This is a genomic window from Bacillus sp. 3255 (assembly GCF_031456485.1).
Taxonomy (GTDB): Bacteria; Bacillota; Bacilli; order Paenibacillales; family NBRC-103111; genus Paenibacillus_E.
In genome coordinates, this window is sequence record NZ_JAVDUS010000004.1 from 35,257 (window position 1) to 51,146 (window position 15,890).

18 protein-coding genes are annotated in these 15,890 nt (G+C 51.6%); 11 read left to right on the forward strand and 7 right to left on the reverse strand.

What is annotated here, in order from left to right; all coding sequences use genetic code 11:
- Positions 1-188: 188 nt before the first annotated feature.
- Complete coding sequence (msrB, locus tag J2X61_RS07090; RefSeq protein ID WP_310186857.1) at positions 189-1,175, forward strand: peptide-methionine (R)-S-oxide reductase MsrB; 987 nt, start codon at positions 189-191, stop codon at positions 1,173-1,175.
- A gap of 49 nt (positions 1,176-1,224) precedes the next feature.
- Here msrB and J2X61_RS07095 read toward each other — a convergent pair whose 3' ends face one another.
- Positions 1,225-2,115: a cation diffusion facilitator family transporter gene (locus tag J2X61_RS07095; RefSeq protein WP_274468539.1), complete on the reverse strand. Its 891-nt coding sequence runs from the start codon at positions 2,113-2,115 to the stop codon at positions 1,225-1,227.
- A gap of 248 nt (positions 2,116-2,363) precedes the next feature.
- Here J2X61_RS07095 and J2X61_RS07100 point away from each other — a divergent pair, with 248 nt between their 5' ends.
- From J2X61_RS07100 to J2X61_RS07110, 3 genes are read left to right on the forward strand one after another with little or no spacing between them, the layout of a single operon-like run.
- Positions 2,364-3,011 carry a serine/threonine-protein kinase gene (locus tag J2X61_RS07100; protein WP_274468540.1) on the forward strand — a complete coding sequence of 216 codons (648 nt, stop codon included), beginning with the start codon at positions 2,364-2,366 and terminating at the stop codon, positions 3,009-3,011.
- Positions 3,012-3,059: 48 nt separating this feature from the next.
- Positions 3,060-3,323 (forward strand): HPr family phosphocarrier protein, encoded by a 264-nt coding sequence (locus J2X61_RS07105; protein WP_274468541.1) that lies wholly within the window; start codon positions 3,060-3,062, stop codon positions 3,321-3,323.
- 16 nt (positions 3,324-3,339) lie between these two features.
- On the forward strand, positions 3,340-4,392 hold the full coding sequence (locus J2X61_RS07110; RefSeq protein WP_379239656.1) for a Gfo/Idh/MocA family protein: 1,053 nt from the start codon (positions 3,340-3,342) through the stop codon (positions 4,390-4,392).
- A 47-nt stretch (positions 4,393-4,439) separates the two neighbouring features.
- Here J2X61_RS07110 and J2X61_RS07115 read toward each other — a convergent pair whose 3' ends face one another.
- Positions 4,440-5,255: a YitT family protein gene (locus J2X61_RS07115; RefSeq protein WP_274469311.1), complete on the reverse strand. Its 816-nt coding sequence runs from the start codon at positions 5,253-5,255 to the stop codon at positions 4,440-4,442.
- A 120-nt stretch (positions 5,256-5,375) separates the two neighbouring features.
- Positions 5,376-5,738: a hypothetical protein gene (locus J2X61_RS07120; protein WP_274468545.1), complete on the reverse strand. Its 363-nt coding sequence runs from the start codon at positions 5,736-5,738 to the stop codon at positions 5,376-5,378.
- Positions 5,739-6,039: 301 nt separating this feature from the next.
- Between J2X61_RS07120 and J2X61_RS07125 the strand changes: the two genes are divergently transcribed.
- The 3 genes from J2X61_RS07125 to J2X61_RS07135 all read left to right on the forward strand — a co-directional run bounded on the left by J2X61_RS07125 (position 6,040) and on the right by J2X61_RS07135 (position 8,730).
- Positions 6,040-7,959, forward strand: coding sequence for a DUF2334 domain-containing protein (locus tag J2X61_RS07125; protein ID WP_274468546.1), 1,920 nt, complete (start codon positions 6,040-6,042; stop codon positions 7,957-7,959).
- A 36-nt stretch (positions 7,960-7,995) separates the two neighbouring features.
- The gene (locus J2X61_RS07130) at positions 7,996-8,430 is read left to right on the forward strand and encodes an NUDIX hydrolase (RefSeq protein ID WP_274468547.1); all 435 of its coding nucleotides are present in this window, start codon (positions 7,996-7,998) and stop codon (positions 8,428-8,430) included.
- 93 nt (positions 8,431-8,523) lie between these two features.
- The gene (locus tag J2X61_RS07135; protein WP_274468548.1) at positions 8,524-8,730 is read left to right on the forward strand and encodes a hypothetical protein; all 207 of its coding nucleotides are present in this window, start codon (positions 8,524-8,526) and stop codon (positions 8,728-8,730) included.
- Positions 8,731-8,732: 2 nt separating this feature from the next.
- Here J2X61_RS07135 and J2X61_RS07140 read toward each other — a convergent pair whose 3' ends face one another.
- Together J2X61_RS07140 and J2X61_RS07145 are read right to left on the reverse strand one after the other, a co-directional pair.
- Positions 8,733-9,410 (reverse strand): phosphatase PAP2 family protein, encoded by a 678-nt coding sequence (locus J2X61_RS07140; RefSeq protein ID WP_274468549.1) that lies wholly within the window; start codon positions 9,408-9,410, stop codon positions 8,733-8,735.
- Positions 9,407-9,706: a hypothetical protein gene (locus tag J2X61_RS07145; protein WP_274468551.1), complete on the reverse strand. Its 300-nt coding sequence runs from the start codon at positions 9,704-9,706 to the stop codon at positions 9,407-9,409. Before J2X61_RS07145 ends, J2X61_RS07140 begins: the two co-directional genes overlap by 4 nt.
- A gap of 117 nt (positions 9,707-9,823) precedes the next feature.
- Here J2X61_RS07145 and J2X61_RS07150 point away from each other — a divergent pair, with 117 nt between their 5' ends.
- From J2X61_RS07150 to J2X61_RS07160, 3 genes are all read left to right on the forward strand, one after another.
- Positions 9,824-10,312 (forward strand): hypothetical protein, encoded by a 489-nt coding sequence (locus tag J2X61_RS07150; RefSeq protein WP_274469312.1) that lies wholly within the window; start codon positions 9,824-9,826, stop codon positions 10,310-10,312.
- 42 nt (positions 10,313-10,354) lie between these two features.
- A complete protein-coding gene (gene hisA, locus J2X61_RS07155) occupies positions 10,355-11,113 on the forward strand; it encodes a phosphoribosylformimino-5-aminoimidazole carboxamide ribotide isomerase (RefSeq protein ID WP_274468553.1) in 759 nt (252 codons plus the stop codon).
- Between the two features lie 78 nt (positions 11,114-11,191).
- Positions 11,192-12,562 carry a PDZ domain-containing protein gene (locus tag J2X61_RS07160; RefSeq protein ID WP_274468554.1) on the forward strand — a complete coding sequence of 457 codons (1,371 nt, stop codon included), beginning with the start codon at positions 11,192-11,194 and terminating at the stop codon, positions 12,560-12,562.
- Here the strand turns inward: J2X61_RS07160 and J2X61_RS07165 are convergent.
- A complete protein-coding gene (locus J2X61_RS07165; RefSeq protein WP_310186871.1) occupies positions 12,559-13,446 on the reverse strand; it encodes an alpha/beta fold hydrolase in 888 nt (295 codons plus the stop codon). The genes J2X61_RS07160 and J2X61_RS07165 overlap by 4 nt on opposite strands.
- A 156-nt stretch (positions 13,447-13,602) precedes the next feature.
- Between J2X61_RS07165 and J2X61_RS07170 the strand changes: the two genes are divergently transcribed.
- Complete coding sequence (locus J2X61_RS07170; protein WP_310186873.1) at positions 13,603-15,144, forward strand: SAM-dependent methyltransferase; 1,542 nt, start codon at positions 13,603-13,605, stop codon at positions 15,142-15,144.
- Here the strand turns inward: J2X61_RS07170 and J2X61_RS07175 are convergent.
- Positions 15,130-15,759: a TerC family protein gene (locus J2X61_RS07175; protein ID WP_274468558.1), complete on the reverse strand. Its 630-nt coding sequence runs from the start codon at positions 15,757-15,759 to the stop codon at positions 15,130-15,132. The two genes, J2X61_RS07170 and J2X61_RS07175, sit on opposite strands and share 15 nt — an antisense overlap.
- Between the last annotated feature and the right edge of the window lie 131 nt (positions 15,760-15,890).

The following is a 15,890-nucleotide window of genomic DNA, read 5'->3' on the forward strand; positions in this document are numbered from 1 at the left end:
CGGCGAATAGCTGCGCTGGTGTCCGTTAGATTCATACATTGGCACAACTTCGCCGAAATAAGGTCCGCTGTGTCCGTTAGCCGGGCTAGAAGGGGCATGTACACGGAGACTTCGCAGCGACTTTTGGTTATCGCGCGAACTTTTGGTATGATAGAAGTGATTTTATTGAAAAAGAGGTGGAGTAGAACATGGATGCTAACGTTCAGCAAAGCAAATACGAGAAAGCGACATTTGCCGGCGGATGCTTCTGGTGCATGGTCACGCCGTTTGAGAAACTGCCCGGAATCATCTCTGTCGTCTCAGGCTATATAGGCGGGCATACGGAGAATCCGACATATCAAGAGGTGTGCTCGGAAACGACAGGTCATGCCGAAGCCGTTCAAATTACTTTTGATCCCGAGCTCTATCCTTATCATAAATTATTGGACACCTACTGGCGCCAAATCGATCCTACCGATGCCGGAGGTCAGTTCCATGATCGCGGTTCTTCCTACAGGACGGCGATCTTCGCGCATACCGACCAGCATTTCGCCGAGGCGGAGGCGTCCAAGCAGGCGCTGGAGGAGAGCGGCCGCTTCGATCGGCCGATCATGACGGACATCGTGCGGATTGATGCGGATGCCTTCTATCCGGGGGAAGAGTACCACCAGGATTATCATCACAAAAATCCGATGCGTTACAAAGCGTACCGCAAAGGCTCAGGCCGCGATGCGTTCATCGAGAAGCATTGGAACACAGCCAGGGATAAAGAGGAGCGCAGAAAGCAGCTAACGCCGCAGCAGTATGAGGTTACGCAAAATAACGGTACGGAAAGACCGTTCGACAACGAGTTCTGGGATTCTCACGATGTCGGATTGTACGTGGACATTGTGTCCGGAGAGCCGTTATTTACGTCCATGGATAAATTCGATTCGGGCTGCGGATGGCCCAGCTTCACGAAGCCGGTTTATGAAGGGCACGTGAAAGAGAAAATCGACACGAGCCACTTCATGGTCCGGACGGAAGTTCGGAGCACGGAGGCGGATTCGCATCTGGGCCACGTCTTCAACGACGGCCCGGGGCCGACTAAGCTCCGGTATTGCATCAATTCGGCAGCGTTGAGGTTCGTTCCGTTAGCCGATTTGGAGAAGGAAGGCTACGGAGCCTATCTTCGTTTCTTCGAAGAAGGCAAATAAGAAAGACGCCAGGCAGGACTTAGTCCTGCCGGCGTCTTTTTTCATGCGTTTATTCATCATACCAAGGATTCAAATGAATGAGTACTTCATCCACGTCCTTGTGCCGGTCCATGATCGATTTCTTGATGATCCGGGTAATATCGTGGCCCTCTTGAACGGTCAGTTCCCCCGGAATGGAGATTCTGCAATCTACCAAAATGTAATGCCCATGCTCGCGCGCGCGGATGCGGTCGATGCGCTTCACCTGCGGGACTGCCTCAATAAGGTCGGTATACTGCTGCAGCTTCTCGTGATCGACGGTTTTCTCCATCAAAATATCGAAAGATTCCCTGCCCATTTCGACTGCCAGCTTCAGGACGAGGAGCGAGACGATAATTCCCGCCGCCGCATCGCCGTAAGCGAGAAAGTGAATGTCGTAGGCTCTTCCTGCAAATGCGAGGCCGATCCCGACGACAGCGGCCAGCGATGCATACACGTCTGCCAGATGATCCTTGGCCGTAGCAATAAGACTTTTGCTGCTGGTAGAATGGCCGATTCGCATGCAGTATACATAGAGTCCGTATTTCCAAAGGGTAGAGATGACGGCGGCCGTGAAAGCGATCCAGCTTGGCGAAGTCGGTTCATGGAATAAGGCAAGAGTAGAATGATAGCCGATATAAAGCGCCGCGATGAGTAAAACGAAAGCGACGAAACCGGAGCCCAGCACCTCCGCTTTGCCATGGCCATAAGGGTGGTCTTCGTCGGCCGGGAGCTTGGATATGCGCATAGCGCTAAGCGCCGCAACCGTAGCGATAATATCTCCCGCATTATGGAGACCGTCGGCCAATAAGACCTCGCTTTGAAACAATAGCCCGATGATAACTTTCATCAAGGTTAGGACAATGTTGCTGATCAATGACAGCCAGATTGCGAGTACGGAAGATTTGTTGTCTGTAATCATGAATGATGACCTCCTACAGAAGTGTTTCCCCAAGGAAAAAAAATCCCTTGACCTGGGTACTGCTCAGGTCAAGGGATTTTTGAAAATCTCTATATGATAATCTAGTAAATAAAAATAGGGCATATTCAACACTTCACTTTACACAAATATCTTTGTATAATACCACACATAGCGGGAATTAACAAATCATGGGCCGGGAGTTCGCGCAAGTAGGCTCAATGATGGGTGGAAGGAAGAAGACGACTCATATGTTGAAGCCTTGGTTAGTAGAGATTGAACATCAATTGTTACCGCAGCTGGAACTAAATAGCGAACAACCGTACGAGCCGATCGTTGTACATTATATTCCGAAACCTTGGAAAGTGGTTGGGTCAGGCAATTATGCGGCTGTTGTCATGCATCCGAGTTATCCGGATATTGTGGTCAAGGTCTATGCGCCAGGCCGGCCGGGGATCGAGGAAGAAACGGAAGTGTACCGCCGGTTAGGCCCGCACCCCGCATACTCCGAATGTTTGCATGCAGGGAGCAATTATTTGGTCCTGCGGCGTTTGACGGGCGTTACTTTATACAAATGCTTGCATCGCGGTATACCAATCCCGCGCCAAGTGATTAAGGATATCGATGAAGCCCTGGCTTATGCGGTCAGCAGAGGCTTAAATCCTCACGATGTGCATGGCAAGAATGTGATGATGAAGGATGGCCGGGGACTCGTTGTCGACGTCTCCGATTTTCTGAAGACCGAATATTGCCCGATGTGGGACGATTTGAAAAGCGCTTATGACCGGTTTTATTTTCCATGGGTGGGGAAAATTCAGATCCCCGATTTCGCGCTCAATGTTGTGCGGAGAAGTTACCGAAAATGGAAGAATTTTCGCAGAGCTCGTGGTACAATCTAGTTGTCATGATTAGTTTCCCTACATTTTATACATGAGGAAGGCGCGTCTATGAGAGTACATGAATTTGAAATCCATGCGGATTTGCAGCGGCATGATTTGATTGAGATTTCATCCAAGTCTTCTCATTTTATGTCGGACATTATCATTGATTTTGAGCATGACCATATGCCTCATAGTGTGGATGTCAAAAGCTTGTTGGGCATGCTCTTGATACCGATCAAGGCCGGTACGACACTGCGCCTCTGGACCAAGGGGAAGGACGAAGAGGAAGCGATGCACTTTATGTTTGATTTGTTCGAATCTTACCGGTGATGATCTATAGGATAGGATGAAAGGGGCAAATACGGTGAGCACATATCAGATTGTAGTCGTTGGCTGCGGCAGCATGGCCAATGTGTGGGTGGAATATGTATTGAAACGGGCGGACAGCTCGATTGTCGCGCTTGTCGATATCAAAGAGGAATTCGCGCAAGCGATGGCGGATCGGCATCGTCTGACCTGCGGGATATACACCGATTTGAATCAAGCGATAGAGGCGACGGGCGCGAATCTCGTGCTGGACATCACGATCCCGGCGAGCCATTATACCGTTGCGACGACGGCGCTTGGCCACGGATGCAGCGTGTTCGGCGAGAAGCCGATGGCCGCTACGATGGCCGAAGCGCGGGAGCTTGTGCAGCTATCGGAGCGGACAGGCCGCTCGCTCTCCGTCATGCAGAACCGCCGCTACGATCCGAATATCCGCGCGCTGCGTGAACTGCTCCGCGCGGGAACGATCGGACGCGTCGGCTATGTGGGGGCCGATTTCTTCCTCGGCCCGCATTTCGGAGGCTTCCGCGATGCTATGGCAAGCCCGCTGATCCTGGACATGGCGATCCATACCTTCGATCAGGCACGCCTTCTGACAGGAGCAGATCCCGTCACGGTGTACTGCCATGAATTCAACCCGCCCGGCTCCTGGTATGCCGGGAATGCATCCGCGATCTGCATCTATGAGATGTCGGACGGAACGGTGTTCTGCTATCGCGGTTCCTGGTGCGCGGAGGGAGCGCCGACCTCATGGGAGGCGTCATGGCGCGTAACGGGCGAGAAGGGCACAGCGATCTGGGACGGTGCGGGAGTGCCGTATGCGGAGGTCGTGGCGAGCGGCGATCAGACCGGCAAGTTTATCCGCGAATCTACGAGAGTGGAAGCGGAGGTCAATTGGACCGGCCAGAAGGGGCACGCGGGGTGCCTGGACGAGATGTTCGAGGCGCTGCAATCGGGCAGACGTGCAGAGACCGACTGCCGTGACAACATCAAGAGCATGGCGATGGTTCTCGGCGCTCTCGACAGCGCGAAGAGCGGCCAGAAGGTGGATCTGAGGAGCTATTGGAGTTAAAAAAAAGGTTGGACAGGTGATGATCCTGTCCAACCTTTTTGGTATCGCTAGTGAATATCTTTCTTCTTGAAGCGCCCGCCTTTGACATCATGAATGTTGCCGATGGCAAGGAAAGCTTTGGGATCCAGCTCATCGACGATGGATTTCAGCTTGGCTTCTTCCAACCGGGTGATGACGCTGAAGATGACTTTCTTATCATCGCCGGTAAACGCTCCTTCACCTTGCAAATAGGTAACGCCGCGGCCCAAGCGCGATGTAATCGAGTCGCCGATTCTGCTGTACTCATCGGAGATGATCCATACGGACTTGGATTGGTCAAGTCCTTCGATAGTAATATCGATCAATTTGAAGGCGATGAAGTAAGCAATCAGCGAGTACATGGCATGATCCCAACCGAATACGAAGCCGGCGCTGCCGAGAATGAAGAAGTTGAAAAACATCACGATTTCGCCGACGGAGAAAGGCGATTTCTTGCTGACCAGAATCGCCACGATTTCCGTACCGTCGAGCGATCCGCCGGAGCGGATGACAAGTCCGACACCGATGCCGAGAATGATCCCGCCGAACACGGCGGCCAGCAGCGGATCTATGGTAATGGCCTGGACCGGGTGCAGCAGGGTGGTTCCAATGGACATCAGGATGACGGAAAATAGCGTAGATAAAGCAAAGGTCTTCCCGATCTGTTTGTAGCCTATTAACAGGAACGGCAGATTGAGCAAAACAAGAAATATACCGAGTGAAAAATGAGTCAGATGTGACAAAATGATCGAAATGCCGACGATCCCGCCGTCGATAATATTGTTCGGAACGAGAAAGATTTCCAAAGCGACGGATACTAAGGCAGAACCGACGATCATGAACATGATTCTGCGCAGAAAGGTGATGCGGCTAAGCTTTTGGTGCTTGGAAATGGCTTGTTCAGCCCCAGTTGACAGGTTAGACATGTAGATTCCTCTTTTCCATAATTCATTTCCATCTTACGCCTATGAATAATGATAAATGAGGCCCGTGTAACCAGAGGAAAATTTCAGGAATGAGAGCAGAATCGCTTTTAAACGCAGCCATATTTTCGAAAGGATGAAAACAATAAAGATGACGAATACGGTCGTTTCATAATCAGCAAAGAAGTCATTGTAAGAATGAAGGTCATCGATAAGCGTATAAATCGTTTTTTTGGTAGGCGTCGGTTCCTGTATGGTCAGAACTTGCGTCGTATTGGCCAGCACAAGCACTTCGGTATCGTTAGTAAAGTGATGGGATATTGGCGGAGTTAAAGGAAAAATGAAAAGGCCGAGAATGATCCAAACCAATATTTGCCATTGGTGCTTTCGAGTAAAACGATGCAAGGGTCATCCCCCCTTTGGATAGCATGAAACCAAATGTGCTTGAATTGTAGCACTTCAAATGGGTCTAGTCAAACGTGCTGGGTGCAATTTGTATTTTCAACCTGTGGCTGCGGTGATAAGATAAGATAGGCGGCAATAACAGATAAAGCCGAGTGAAGCCAATAAATGATTTGGTTAATTTTGTAAGCGTATTCAAAATTTGTAGGAGCATTTTTGGAGCAGGAGAAGGGGCTATGGAGGGCCGAATAGTATCTTTAACCAGCTAACAGATCGGGTTAGCATGTTTGGGGGAGCTTGCACGATGAGACAATTACTGCATAAACACGCATGGCTGCGATATGTCGTTGCAGGGACAGTTTCCTGCGGCTTGTATCTTGGTTTGTACCATATGATGACTGTGGAAGGGGCGGACAATACGCCGCGATTCATGATGCTGCGGTTGGAGGACATCGGGCCGGGAGGCTATTACAGCTCGCTCGAAGGCTTGGGCAAGTTAAGGGCGGTAATCGACTATTTGGATGAGCGCCAGGTTTCCTTCAGCATGGCCGTCATTCCTCGTTGGATCAATATCACAGCGGAAGGCGCTCGTTATGACAAATCGATCGACCAACTGGACGATACCTATATACAAGCATTTAACCGGATTATCGCAGGTGCGGCTGAACGGCGCGGAACAGTTGGGATGCACGGCTATACGCATCAAGCAGGGGATACTTACAGGAATGACGGGCATCATGCTTCGGGGATCGGCAACGAGTTCGATGTTGCGGATCTGCCGGAAACGAAGACGGTTTCGTTCGCCGAACGGCGTGTGCAAGAAAGCTGGGGGAGGTTTCAAAGGGCCGGTATTACGCCCCATTTCTGGGAAGCCCCGCACTATCATACGGCTCCGGAGCAGGATCAAGTGTTTCGCTCCTATTTCGGGCTTCAGTACCAACCGGATATGACGATAGATCCGAACCCGCCATCGGCCAGATATGAGAATGTGCCGAACAAAGGATTCGGAGGCACGTCACTGGGCAGCGTCTACGTGCCGACAACTCTGTCATATATTCCCGACGGCAAAGATGAGAAATTTATTCTCAACCAACTAAGTGTGCCGGAGCGCATTCATTCATTTTTCTATCATCCGTTTCTGGAATTCAGCCATCTAGTGCCGGTTGTCGATGAGTTCGATAGGCCGGTGATCCGAGACGGCATACCGGAGTTCCGCTATGAGGGAGATCATTCAAGCGTGCTGCAGAGGCTGATTGCCCAGCTTCAGAGCAAGGGATATCCCTTCTATTCGATTCTCGATTATGTGCCGTTCACACCCGCATCGCGGTTGAAGCTCGGCAGCCCGAAGACGACGCAGGTGCTAATCGGGCATGTCAGCGGCAGAGACCAATCGGATGCCGTCCTCTGGGATAAGAAAATCGGGAGCATGTCCGTCCTGCAAGGACAGTTCAAGCAGCTGCGTAATGACGCTCAGCCTGCTCCCCGGAAGTGGGCGACGATCCCATACTCGGAAGGCGCTGCATTTGCCTTGAACAGCAGGTCGGATGAGCACAGGAATGGCCTATGGATCGTGCGTCCAACCGGCAAACTGGAAGCCTACGCATCAACCGGCAGCTCGTTTACGCTCAGCCAATCCTGGACGATTCCCGCCAATCGTTGGCATGACTTATACGAGCTTGATCAGCCTAACGGGGATTGCATTCTCGCCGGGCAGTCGCAAGACCGGAGCAAACTGCTTGGCTTGTATATTCATAACGGCCAAGTGAAGAGCATCAAGCCCTATACGTTCCGCTCCAACTCATCCCGAGAGCTGATCGTAAGGGACTTGGGAAGAGCCCAGGGCCGGAAGTTGATGCTGTTCAAGGAAAATTCGTCGCAAGGCGTCGAGTTTGAGCTGGATGCGGCCGGCATGCAGTGGCAGTTGAATAAAGTTGAGCTGCCCATTCCTGATGAGCTTGGCGGCATTCGATTTGGCGATTTCAATGGCGACGGACAGGAAGATATTTTGCGCTGGGATGCGGATAATTTGACGAGCCGCGTGTACCAGCAAACTCCGGAGCATACGTACCAGCTGCTCTCCGTCTTCGGGCCTTGGGGCAAAGCGAACGGACGGCTTACGGTGGCGGATTTCGACGGCAACGGCAAGGCGGATATCGCGATGTATCCGAGCGACGATGCTTCTATGGATGTGGCTTTATCGTTTCAGACACTTCATGTAAAATAAGATAGATTAATAGGGACATGAACATGGAGGATCGCAATGCGCACACCTATATTGTATGGTTCGGTACACATTTTATTTTATCGAAACGGCGAAGTGCTCCTGCTCAAGCGGCAAAATACCGGATTTCAAGACGGCAATTGGAGCGTCGTTGCCGGCCGGATGGACGGCAACGAGGAAGTCGTTGCTGCAGCCATAAGAGAAGCCAAAGAAGAGGCGGGAGTGGACATCAGACCCGAGGATATGGAACTGATCGGGGTCATGCACCGCAAAAACATGAGCTCGGAATGGGTTGATTTCTTCCTGATCGCACACCGCTGGCAGGGTGAGATTACGAATCTTGAGCCTGACAAATGCGAGCAGTTACAATGGTTTCCTCTAGATGAGCTCCCTTCCAATATGGTTAGTTATATTCGGGTTGCCGTGGAGCACAAGCACGAAGGGCTATGGTTCGAGAGTATCGGGTGGAGTTAAGCATTTTGATTTTGAATTAGAGAATTCATCTAGTACACTATCAACGCATATGAATAAACTAGGGATATAGCGTTGTAAAGGTGGTATCTTAGTGTGAAAAATCGGGTTTTGGTTATCAAAATGAATTTATTGCCCTGGTATAATGAGTTGACCGACGAGTTGGATATCGGGCACCCGGGCTTTCCGGCCGGCGCCCGCGAGCGTATCCAATCGCTTGGCGAGTACAGCATTGTTGCCATCAGTAAGTTTGAAACCAGATTAAGGCAGGACCGTCAAGAAGAAAACCTCCAAAATCCGTAATCCTACGGTTTGGAGGTTTTTTCTTGGAGCAGGGCGGGGTACGCCCTGTATTCGCGGTACCATTGGAAGAGCCAGACGGCAAGCGTGAAGCAGGCGCCGCTGGCCAAGTATCCGCCAATGACATCGCTGGGATAATGCACGCCCAGATAAATTCGGCTTATTCCAATCAGCAGAATCATCAGCGAGCTGAGCAGGATGACGGCGATTCGCCCGATCCCGGAGGAGATATGCCGCCACAGCAGGAAGGCTAGCGAAGCATACAGCGCGAACGCGCCCATGGAGTGGCCGCTCGGGAAGCTGAAGCCCGCCTCCTCAACGATCCGGTGCAGATCCGGCCGCTCGCGGGCAAATGAAAGCTTGAGCAGCTGATTTAGAATGGCCGAGGCCGTTTCCACCAGAACGAAAAAAAGCAGCTCGAACCGATGATGCAGTGCAAAATAAAGAAAGGCTATTGCAGCTAGCGAAAGCGTGATGACCATCCAGGTAGAGCCGATAAAGCTGAAAAATGCCATCATCGGGGTTAACTCCGGTGACTCCAGACTTTGCACAGCTTGAATGACGGCATGGTCAAAGAACTGAAGCTGCTCGCTATGAATTTGCGAGGAAACCGCGATAAAGCAAACAAGTGCGGCCATACTCAGCAAAAGAACGAAGGTTACTTTCAATTTAGGTGCTGTCACAGCTTAAACCTCTCAATCTGATCCCATTGCTGCTCCAGCTCAAGGATTTGCTTCTGTACCGGTCCGAATAGGTCATAATGGGGATAGGACGGGTTATGGTGAATGTACCGGGGATTGAGACCGTGCGATACGCACCAAGCGGTAAGCCGTTCCAAATCCGAACACCCTACCTTGGTCACCGTCCGAATGTCGCCGAAGCGGTCATCCAGCCAGTAGTGAGTTAAGAAGGCGATTTCTCCGCGCTTCACGGCTTCCTTCCAACGCATAAGTTCCTCTCTTTTTACGCCAAATGCCATAATGGGATCCGTCCTGTTGTTATTTTTACCAGATCAAGCTTAGAATAAATAAATATGTGTTATAATTTACAATATATCAAGAAGAAGCAGCATTTGTACAATTTGACGGAGGCTTATATGCTTAGTGTAGAAGAAAAGTTAGCGATTGTGGAATCATTCCCCGAGCTGCAGCGCAGAGATGTTTCGATGGGGCGCATTAATTTTCATTATGAGGCAAGTAAGTATGACAAGAAGATTGTCGTCTATCATTTACATCCGAACGGCAATGGCTTCGTGTATGCGGAACGGATGAAAGGGTATGCGACCGACCCGAAAGGGTTCGTCAACATTCGTGATTTCGGAGCCGAGGAGCTGCGCGAGATCGTTCGCCTTTCCATCCAGTCTTTATCCGGGGAGAAGCCGTCCGTTACGGATCAACCGGAAACGCTCAACAAGGTAACGGAGGAAGAACTTTGGGTAAGCAGCGAAGGACATCGGCTTGCCGTTATCTATGACGAAGAGCAGGAGCTCTGGTACGTCTATGCCGGGGACAATCTCGACAGCGCGTTCGAAACCTACGAGGAAGTTGCAGAGTACATGGATGAGGAAGGCTTCATCAAGCAGTAATCATAATTCGAGTCACATCAAGAGGATCGTGGGGGAAGGACATTGAAATTTCGGCCGTGTATTGATTTACATAATGGAAAAGTGAAACAAATTGTCGGGGAAACGCTAGGTACCGAGGGGAAAGCGGTTGTTGAGAATTTCGTATCATCGTACGGCTCCAGGCATTATGCGGAGATGTTTAAGAAAGACGAGCTGCTCGGCGGACATGTGATCATGCTTGGCGGGGGGAACGAGGATGAGGCCAAGCATGCGCTCCGCGCTTATCCGGGCGGGTTGCAAATCGGCGGGGGCATTCATGCTGACAATGCCGGGGCTTATCTCGCAGAGGGGGCTTCCCATGTGATTGTCACCTCCTACATTTTCCGTGACGGCGAGTTGAACCGTGACCATCTGGACCGAATTGCAGCGGCTGTGGGAAAGGACAGGCTCGTCATCGACTTAAGCTGCAAAGAGAAAGACGGCAAATGGTTCGTTGCGACGAACCAATGGAAGCTGCTCAGCAATTTCGAGCTGAATGCGGCCAATATTCGCTTCCTGGAAGCGTATTGCGATGAGTTTCTCATTCATGCCGTTGATGTAGAAGGGAAGCAGAGCGGCATCCAGCAAAGTCTCGTCCGCACGCTGGCGGAGTGGGTTACGATTCCGACGACATATGCTGGCGGAGCGAGATCTTTTGCTGATATCGAACTGTTCAAGTCGTTATCCGGGGGCAAGCTCGATATTACGATCGGCAGCGCGCTCGATATTTTCGGCGGCAAGCTCTCGTATGATGAGGTCGTAGCTTACATGAAGAAGCAATAATGGCAAGGTGATCGAGTAGCGGACGCTCAAGCGGAGTGCCTGCTACTTTTTTGCCTTCAAGAAGGGGAAGTGCGTACAATGGCTCTCTGGCAAAAGCTTTATTACGCCGGTATGGTCTTCGCCATGCTGCTAATCGTGACAGGCGAATTGATTTGGCTGCCCGATCCGCTGCGGATTGGCGGGGTCGTATATTGGATCGATGTCATCGATGATCTGATCTATGTGCTCGCGCTCATCCCCATAATCTGGACAGTCGGCGCGGCGCTTCACTTCCGCTTGGAGACGCAATTATGGGTACGGATCAGGACGGCTGCTGTGTGCGCAGCTGGTGTGGCTAGCGCCGTTATTCTCATTGCGATACCGAAGAAATTGGAATTTTCGGCGGGAGCATTCATCCTAACATGGCTGTTGGTCTTCCTCGACCTCTGTATGTATGAGCGAAGACGCCGCAAACTGCCCGTTCGGAGTTTGTCCGCGTTTGCCGTAACGGTCGGTTTGCTGCTCGTCATGTTCTGGCCCACGAAGTATTTGGTGACGTACCCCGGATTAACCTTGAACATGAACCGTTATGCGCAAGTGAGCGAAGGAGCGGTGCATGGGGACATATCCGGCGTACTCGTGTTCGAGCGGCCCGCTTTTCCCATCGATTGGCTGTATGCGAAGCTGTTCGCCAAGTATTCGTTCGAGGTCGAGAATCTGGGGATGACACTTGGCGAATACAATCAAGAGGTGCGTACGATGAAGGCTGATGCGAATGCTGCCGGAAGCGCCGTTGCCCTGCAAAGGGTCGGCAAAGGGAAGGGGATAACGACGAGCGGCGTCAGAATTACCGCGATCCTGAAGGATAGCCCGGCTGCCGGCTATTTCCGGCTTGGAGATGTGATTCAGCGAATGAATGGGCAGCGCATCACGATGATAACGGAACTCACCGAGCGCATGAAGGCTGCGAAGCCCGGCGATGTCGTAGCCGTCACGGTGCTGCGGGATGGCAAGCCTGTCAGCGTCCAAGCAGCGACGCGAGCGAATCCGGATGACGCAAGCCGGGCGGCCTTCGGTATTCAGGTTGCCAATGAGATGAGCTATGATATTCCGCTGCCCGTCAGCTATCACAATTACTTGCTTCATGAAGGCGGTCCTTCTCACGGCGCAATGCTGGCATTAACATTAATCGATCAGCTCACACCGTGCGGAGTGACTTATGGTAACCACGTAGCCGGCACGGGGACGATGGAAGCGAACGGAATCATCGGCGCGGTCGGCGGGCTTGAGCAGAAAGCATATACGATCAGCAGAACGAATGCCGACGTATTCTTCGTCCCGGCGGACAACGAGGCTGAAGCGAGGAAAGGTGCGCCGAATCTGCTGATCGTTCCCGTACGCACGCTGGACGATATGCTGAATTGGCTTCAAGACCACCCGAAGCCAAGCTATACGCAGGGCTGCTCTTAGTCTCTGGCAGCCTCGTACAGTTTGCGGGCTATGCGCTGCGGCTCGAATTGAATGGTTGTCATATGGTCGCCAGGCGTTTGGATGAGGCGAAACAAACCCAGCCGGCTTGACATATGGGGATGCCACCCATAGTCGGGATGGCCCATCGGAATCGCGGTATCTTCCGTCAGGTATACATAGCTTCTAGGAACCGTGAGGCTGTAAAATTTTTTCAAATCGAGCTTCTCGAAAGAAGGACCGGCCGGTTCAGGCGTTATTTTATTATACAGGGATTGGACTTGCGCTAGGCTGCCCAAATTCGAGAACTGCTCGCGGTAGACAGGGAATGGCAGCATGATGGTGTCGTCCTTCGAGCTTTGTCGCAGCTTCTCGAACATATCCAGCATAGGGGCCGGAAATTCATCGGCAAGCCGTTCACCGTCTTTCAGGACGAAGGCATTGATAAAGACAAGGCGTCTCAAGCGATCGGGAACAAGCTCCGCTGCTTTCTGCACTAATGAACCGCCGAAGCTGTGCCCGACGAGAATGATGTTGTTGAGATTGCGGGACCGAATATAATCGGCTATCGATTTGGACATCATGGCATGGGTAACAGCCTTGTTAGGGTCAGCTCCGTGTCCCGGATATTCGGGGACGTAGACGGTATGGCCTTTTTTGCGCAGTTCCGCGGCCACGCCGGCCCAGAAGGAAGCATCCGCCCACGAGCCGTGTATAAGGACGAAGGTCAGCGGCTGCTCCCTCTCGCGGTACTCCTGCCCGTCTTCCTGTTCTGAGGGAGCAGGCTGCGCGAATGGCCAGCCCTCCTGGGGGAACGGGAACTGAGGCGTATAAGGAACCGGCCAATACAGGGGAGGGTATGGGCGATTATCGAAATAGGGATTCATCGTGTACTTCCTTTCAAGAGGTAAGATGTAATACTATATGCCCAGAATGGCCGGTTGCCCATGGAAAAGAAAGAAAGCTGTCCCTGATAGGGAGCTGGTCTTAGATATAAGGGGAATTTTTGATTGACCAATCAATAATGTAAGGACGGGTAGAGAATGTCATCAATCGATACGAAACTTTATCGTTTCAGCGAGTCGCCGATCTGGGAGCTCCAGAGAGCCTATTACGAAGAGCAAGGCATTCAGGCATGGCAGCAGCATGAGGTTCCGCAATATATTACGAGCAATCCTGTGATCGCTGCCGTCTATGCGGAAATGATTTATGGCTTCCTGCAGGACCGCTCCCGCCTAGGCTGTGTGTCCGAGCCGGTTACGATTGTCGAGCTGGGCGCCGGATCCGGCTTGCTAGCTTATCATATTCTCCATGAGCTATGCGCGATGATGGACTATGCGGGGGTTGAGCTGCCATCATTTCGCTATGTGATGACCGATTTGGCTGAAGCGAACACGGCGTATTGGCGGCAGCACCCCAGCTTGCAGCCGTATGTGCGGAGAGGCATTTTGGACTTTGCCCGGTTTGATGCGGAGCAGGATGCAGAGCTGCATCTGCTGGAATCGGGAATGGCCATTCGGCACGGGGACTTGAAGCAGCCCTTGGTCGTCATTGCGAACTATTTCTTCGATAGTATTCCGCAAGAGTTGATCTACGTTGAGAACAATCACATGTATGATTGCATGGTATCTCTGTCGCTCTCCGAGGAGACGGAGGAACCGATAGGCTCTGAACTGCTCAGTCGGATTGTGCCGACATTTCAGTACCGCTTGGCGGACGAGATGCGGCACAAGGATCATCCGTACCATCCGATCATGGAGCTGTACGCGAGCCAGCTGGAGGATTCCCATATTCTTTTTCCAACGGTCGGTTTGCAATGTCTGGAACGTCTTCACCGTCTATCCGCCGAAGGCGCCGTAATCTTGACGGGGGACAAGGGCGAGCATACCTTGGAAAGCTGGGCGTACAACGATCCTCCGGAGCTCATTCATCACGGAAGCTTTTCTTTGACGGCCAACTACCATGCCATTCGGTTTCATTTGGAGCAAAGCGGGGCTTTATGTTTATTTACGTCCCATCCTTATCACCATTTGAACGTTGGCTGCCTGCTGCATGTCGCAGAGCCGCATATGTACGGGAACACCAAACTTGCGTTCAGAAGGTTCGTAGAACGATATGGGCCCGACGATTACATCACGATCAAAGAATGGTTGGACGGTTATTTGGAGCAGCTCCAAATCCCGCAGTTTCTCGCTTTCTGGCGGTTAACCGGCTATGATGCGCAGTTCTTCATGCAATGTGCGGAACACATCGCCGAGCAGCTGCTTCCGGGAGAGGAGTGGCGGTGGGAGTCGCTGTCCCAAGGCATTACCTGCATGTGGAACGGCTACTATCCGCTTACAAGCAGGCATGAGCTGGCGCTGGCCAGCGCATCGCTGCTGTACCGGATGGATAAATACCGGGAAGCGCTTGATTATTTCGAACAGACGGATGAAGCATACGACACGAATGCCGAAGTGCAGTATGAGATGGCGATCTGCTATTACGAGATTGGCGAGCTTGAGTCTGCACGGCACCACGCAGACAGAACGGTCGCATTAGCGTCAGGTCATCAAGGCGCCCTGTCGCTCTTAGAGCTGATGTGACCTGCTGCGCCAGAAGTTGAACCAGCCGACACCGCAGATGAGACACATGACGAGAATGCCCATGAGGTCGAACCATTCTTCCTGGAGCAGCTGCAGGATGCCTGGTTCCTTTTTGATTTGCAGCACGGCAAGCTGGGCGAGCAAACCGGCAATGGCAATTTCCAGCCAAGGCATTTTGCTGAGAAACTCTTCCATTTTGTACGAGAAGAAAAAGAGCAGAAATAAGGCCGGCAGTACGCCGGTCGCGATGAAGACCACATTCCCCGACAATCTGGCGGAGAGCAGAATGCTGTCGATCCCCATCACCAAATCGAGAGCGGCAATGCTGGTGAAGATCCAAAGGAGGGAGAAATGTCTCCTCATTTCTTTCTTCGGCATGACCATGCGGACGGCAAAGGCAAACATGATGATCGCTGTCGCAATATTGATGTACGGCACTTTGGACCAGGATTGGACGCATGCGATATAAACAATGCGGAGTACGCATAAAAGTACGAGCAGATAGACCCTGAATTTACTTCGTACGCTGAACCGGTTTAAGGAATTTTGAATCATAATGGCGTTATCGACGTTGGTTAACAAATTGTAGATAAATATAATGAACCAATTTTGCATCGAACGTTTCCTTTCCTCATGGCATAGGCCAGTCCGTACAGCTAAGTTCATTATATGAACCCATTTACCAAATTAAGCCATATCCTTTGCAGATAGGCAGGGTGAATCGATGAACCTAATTTTGATGGATT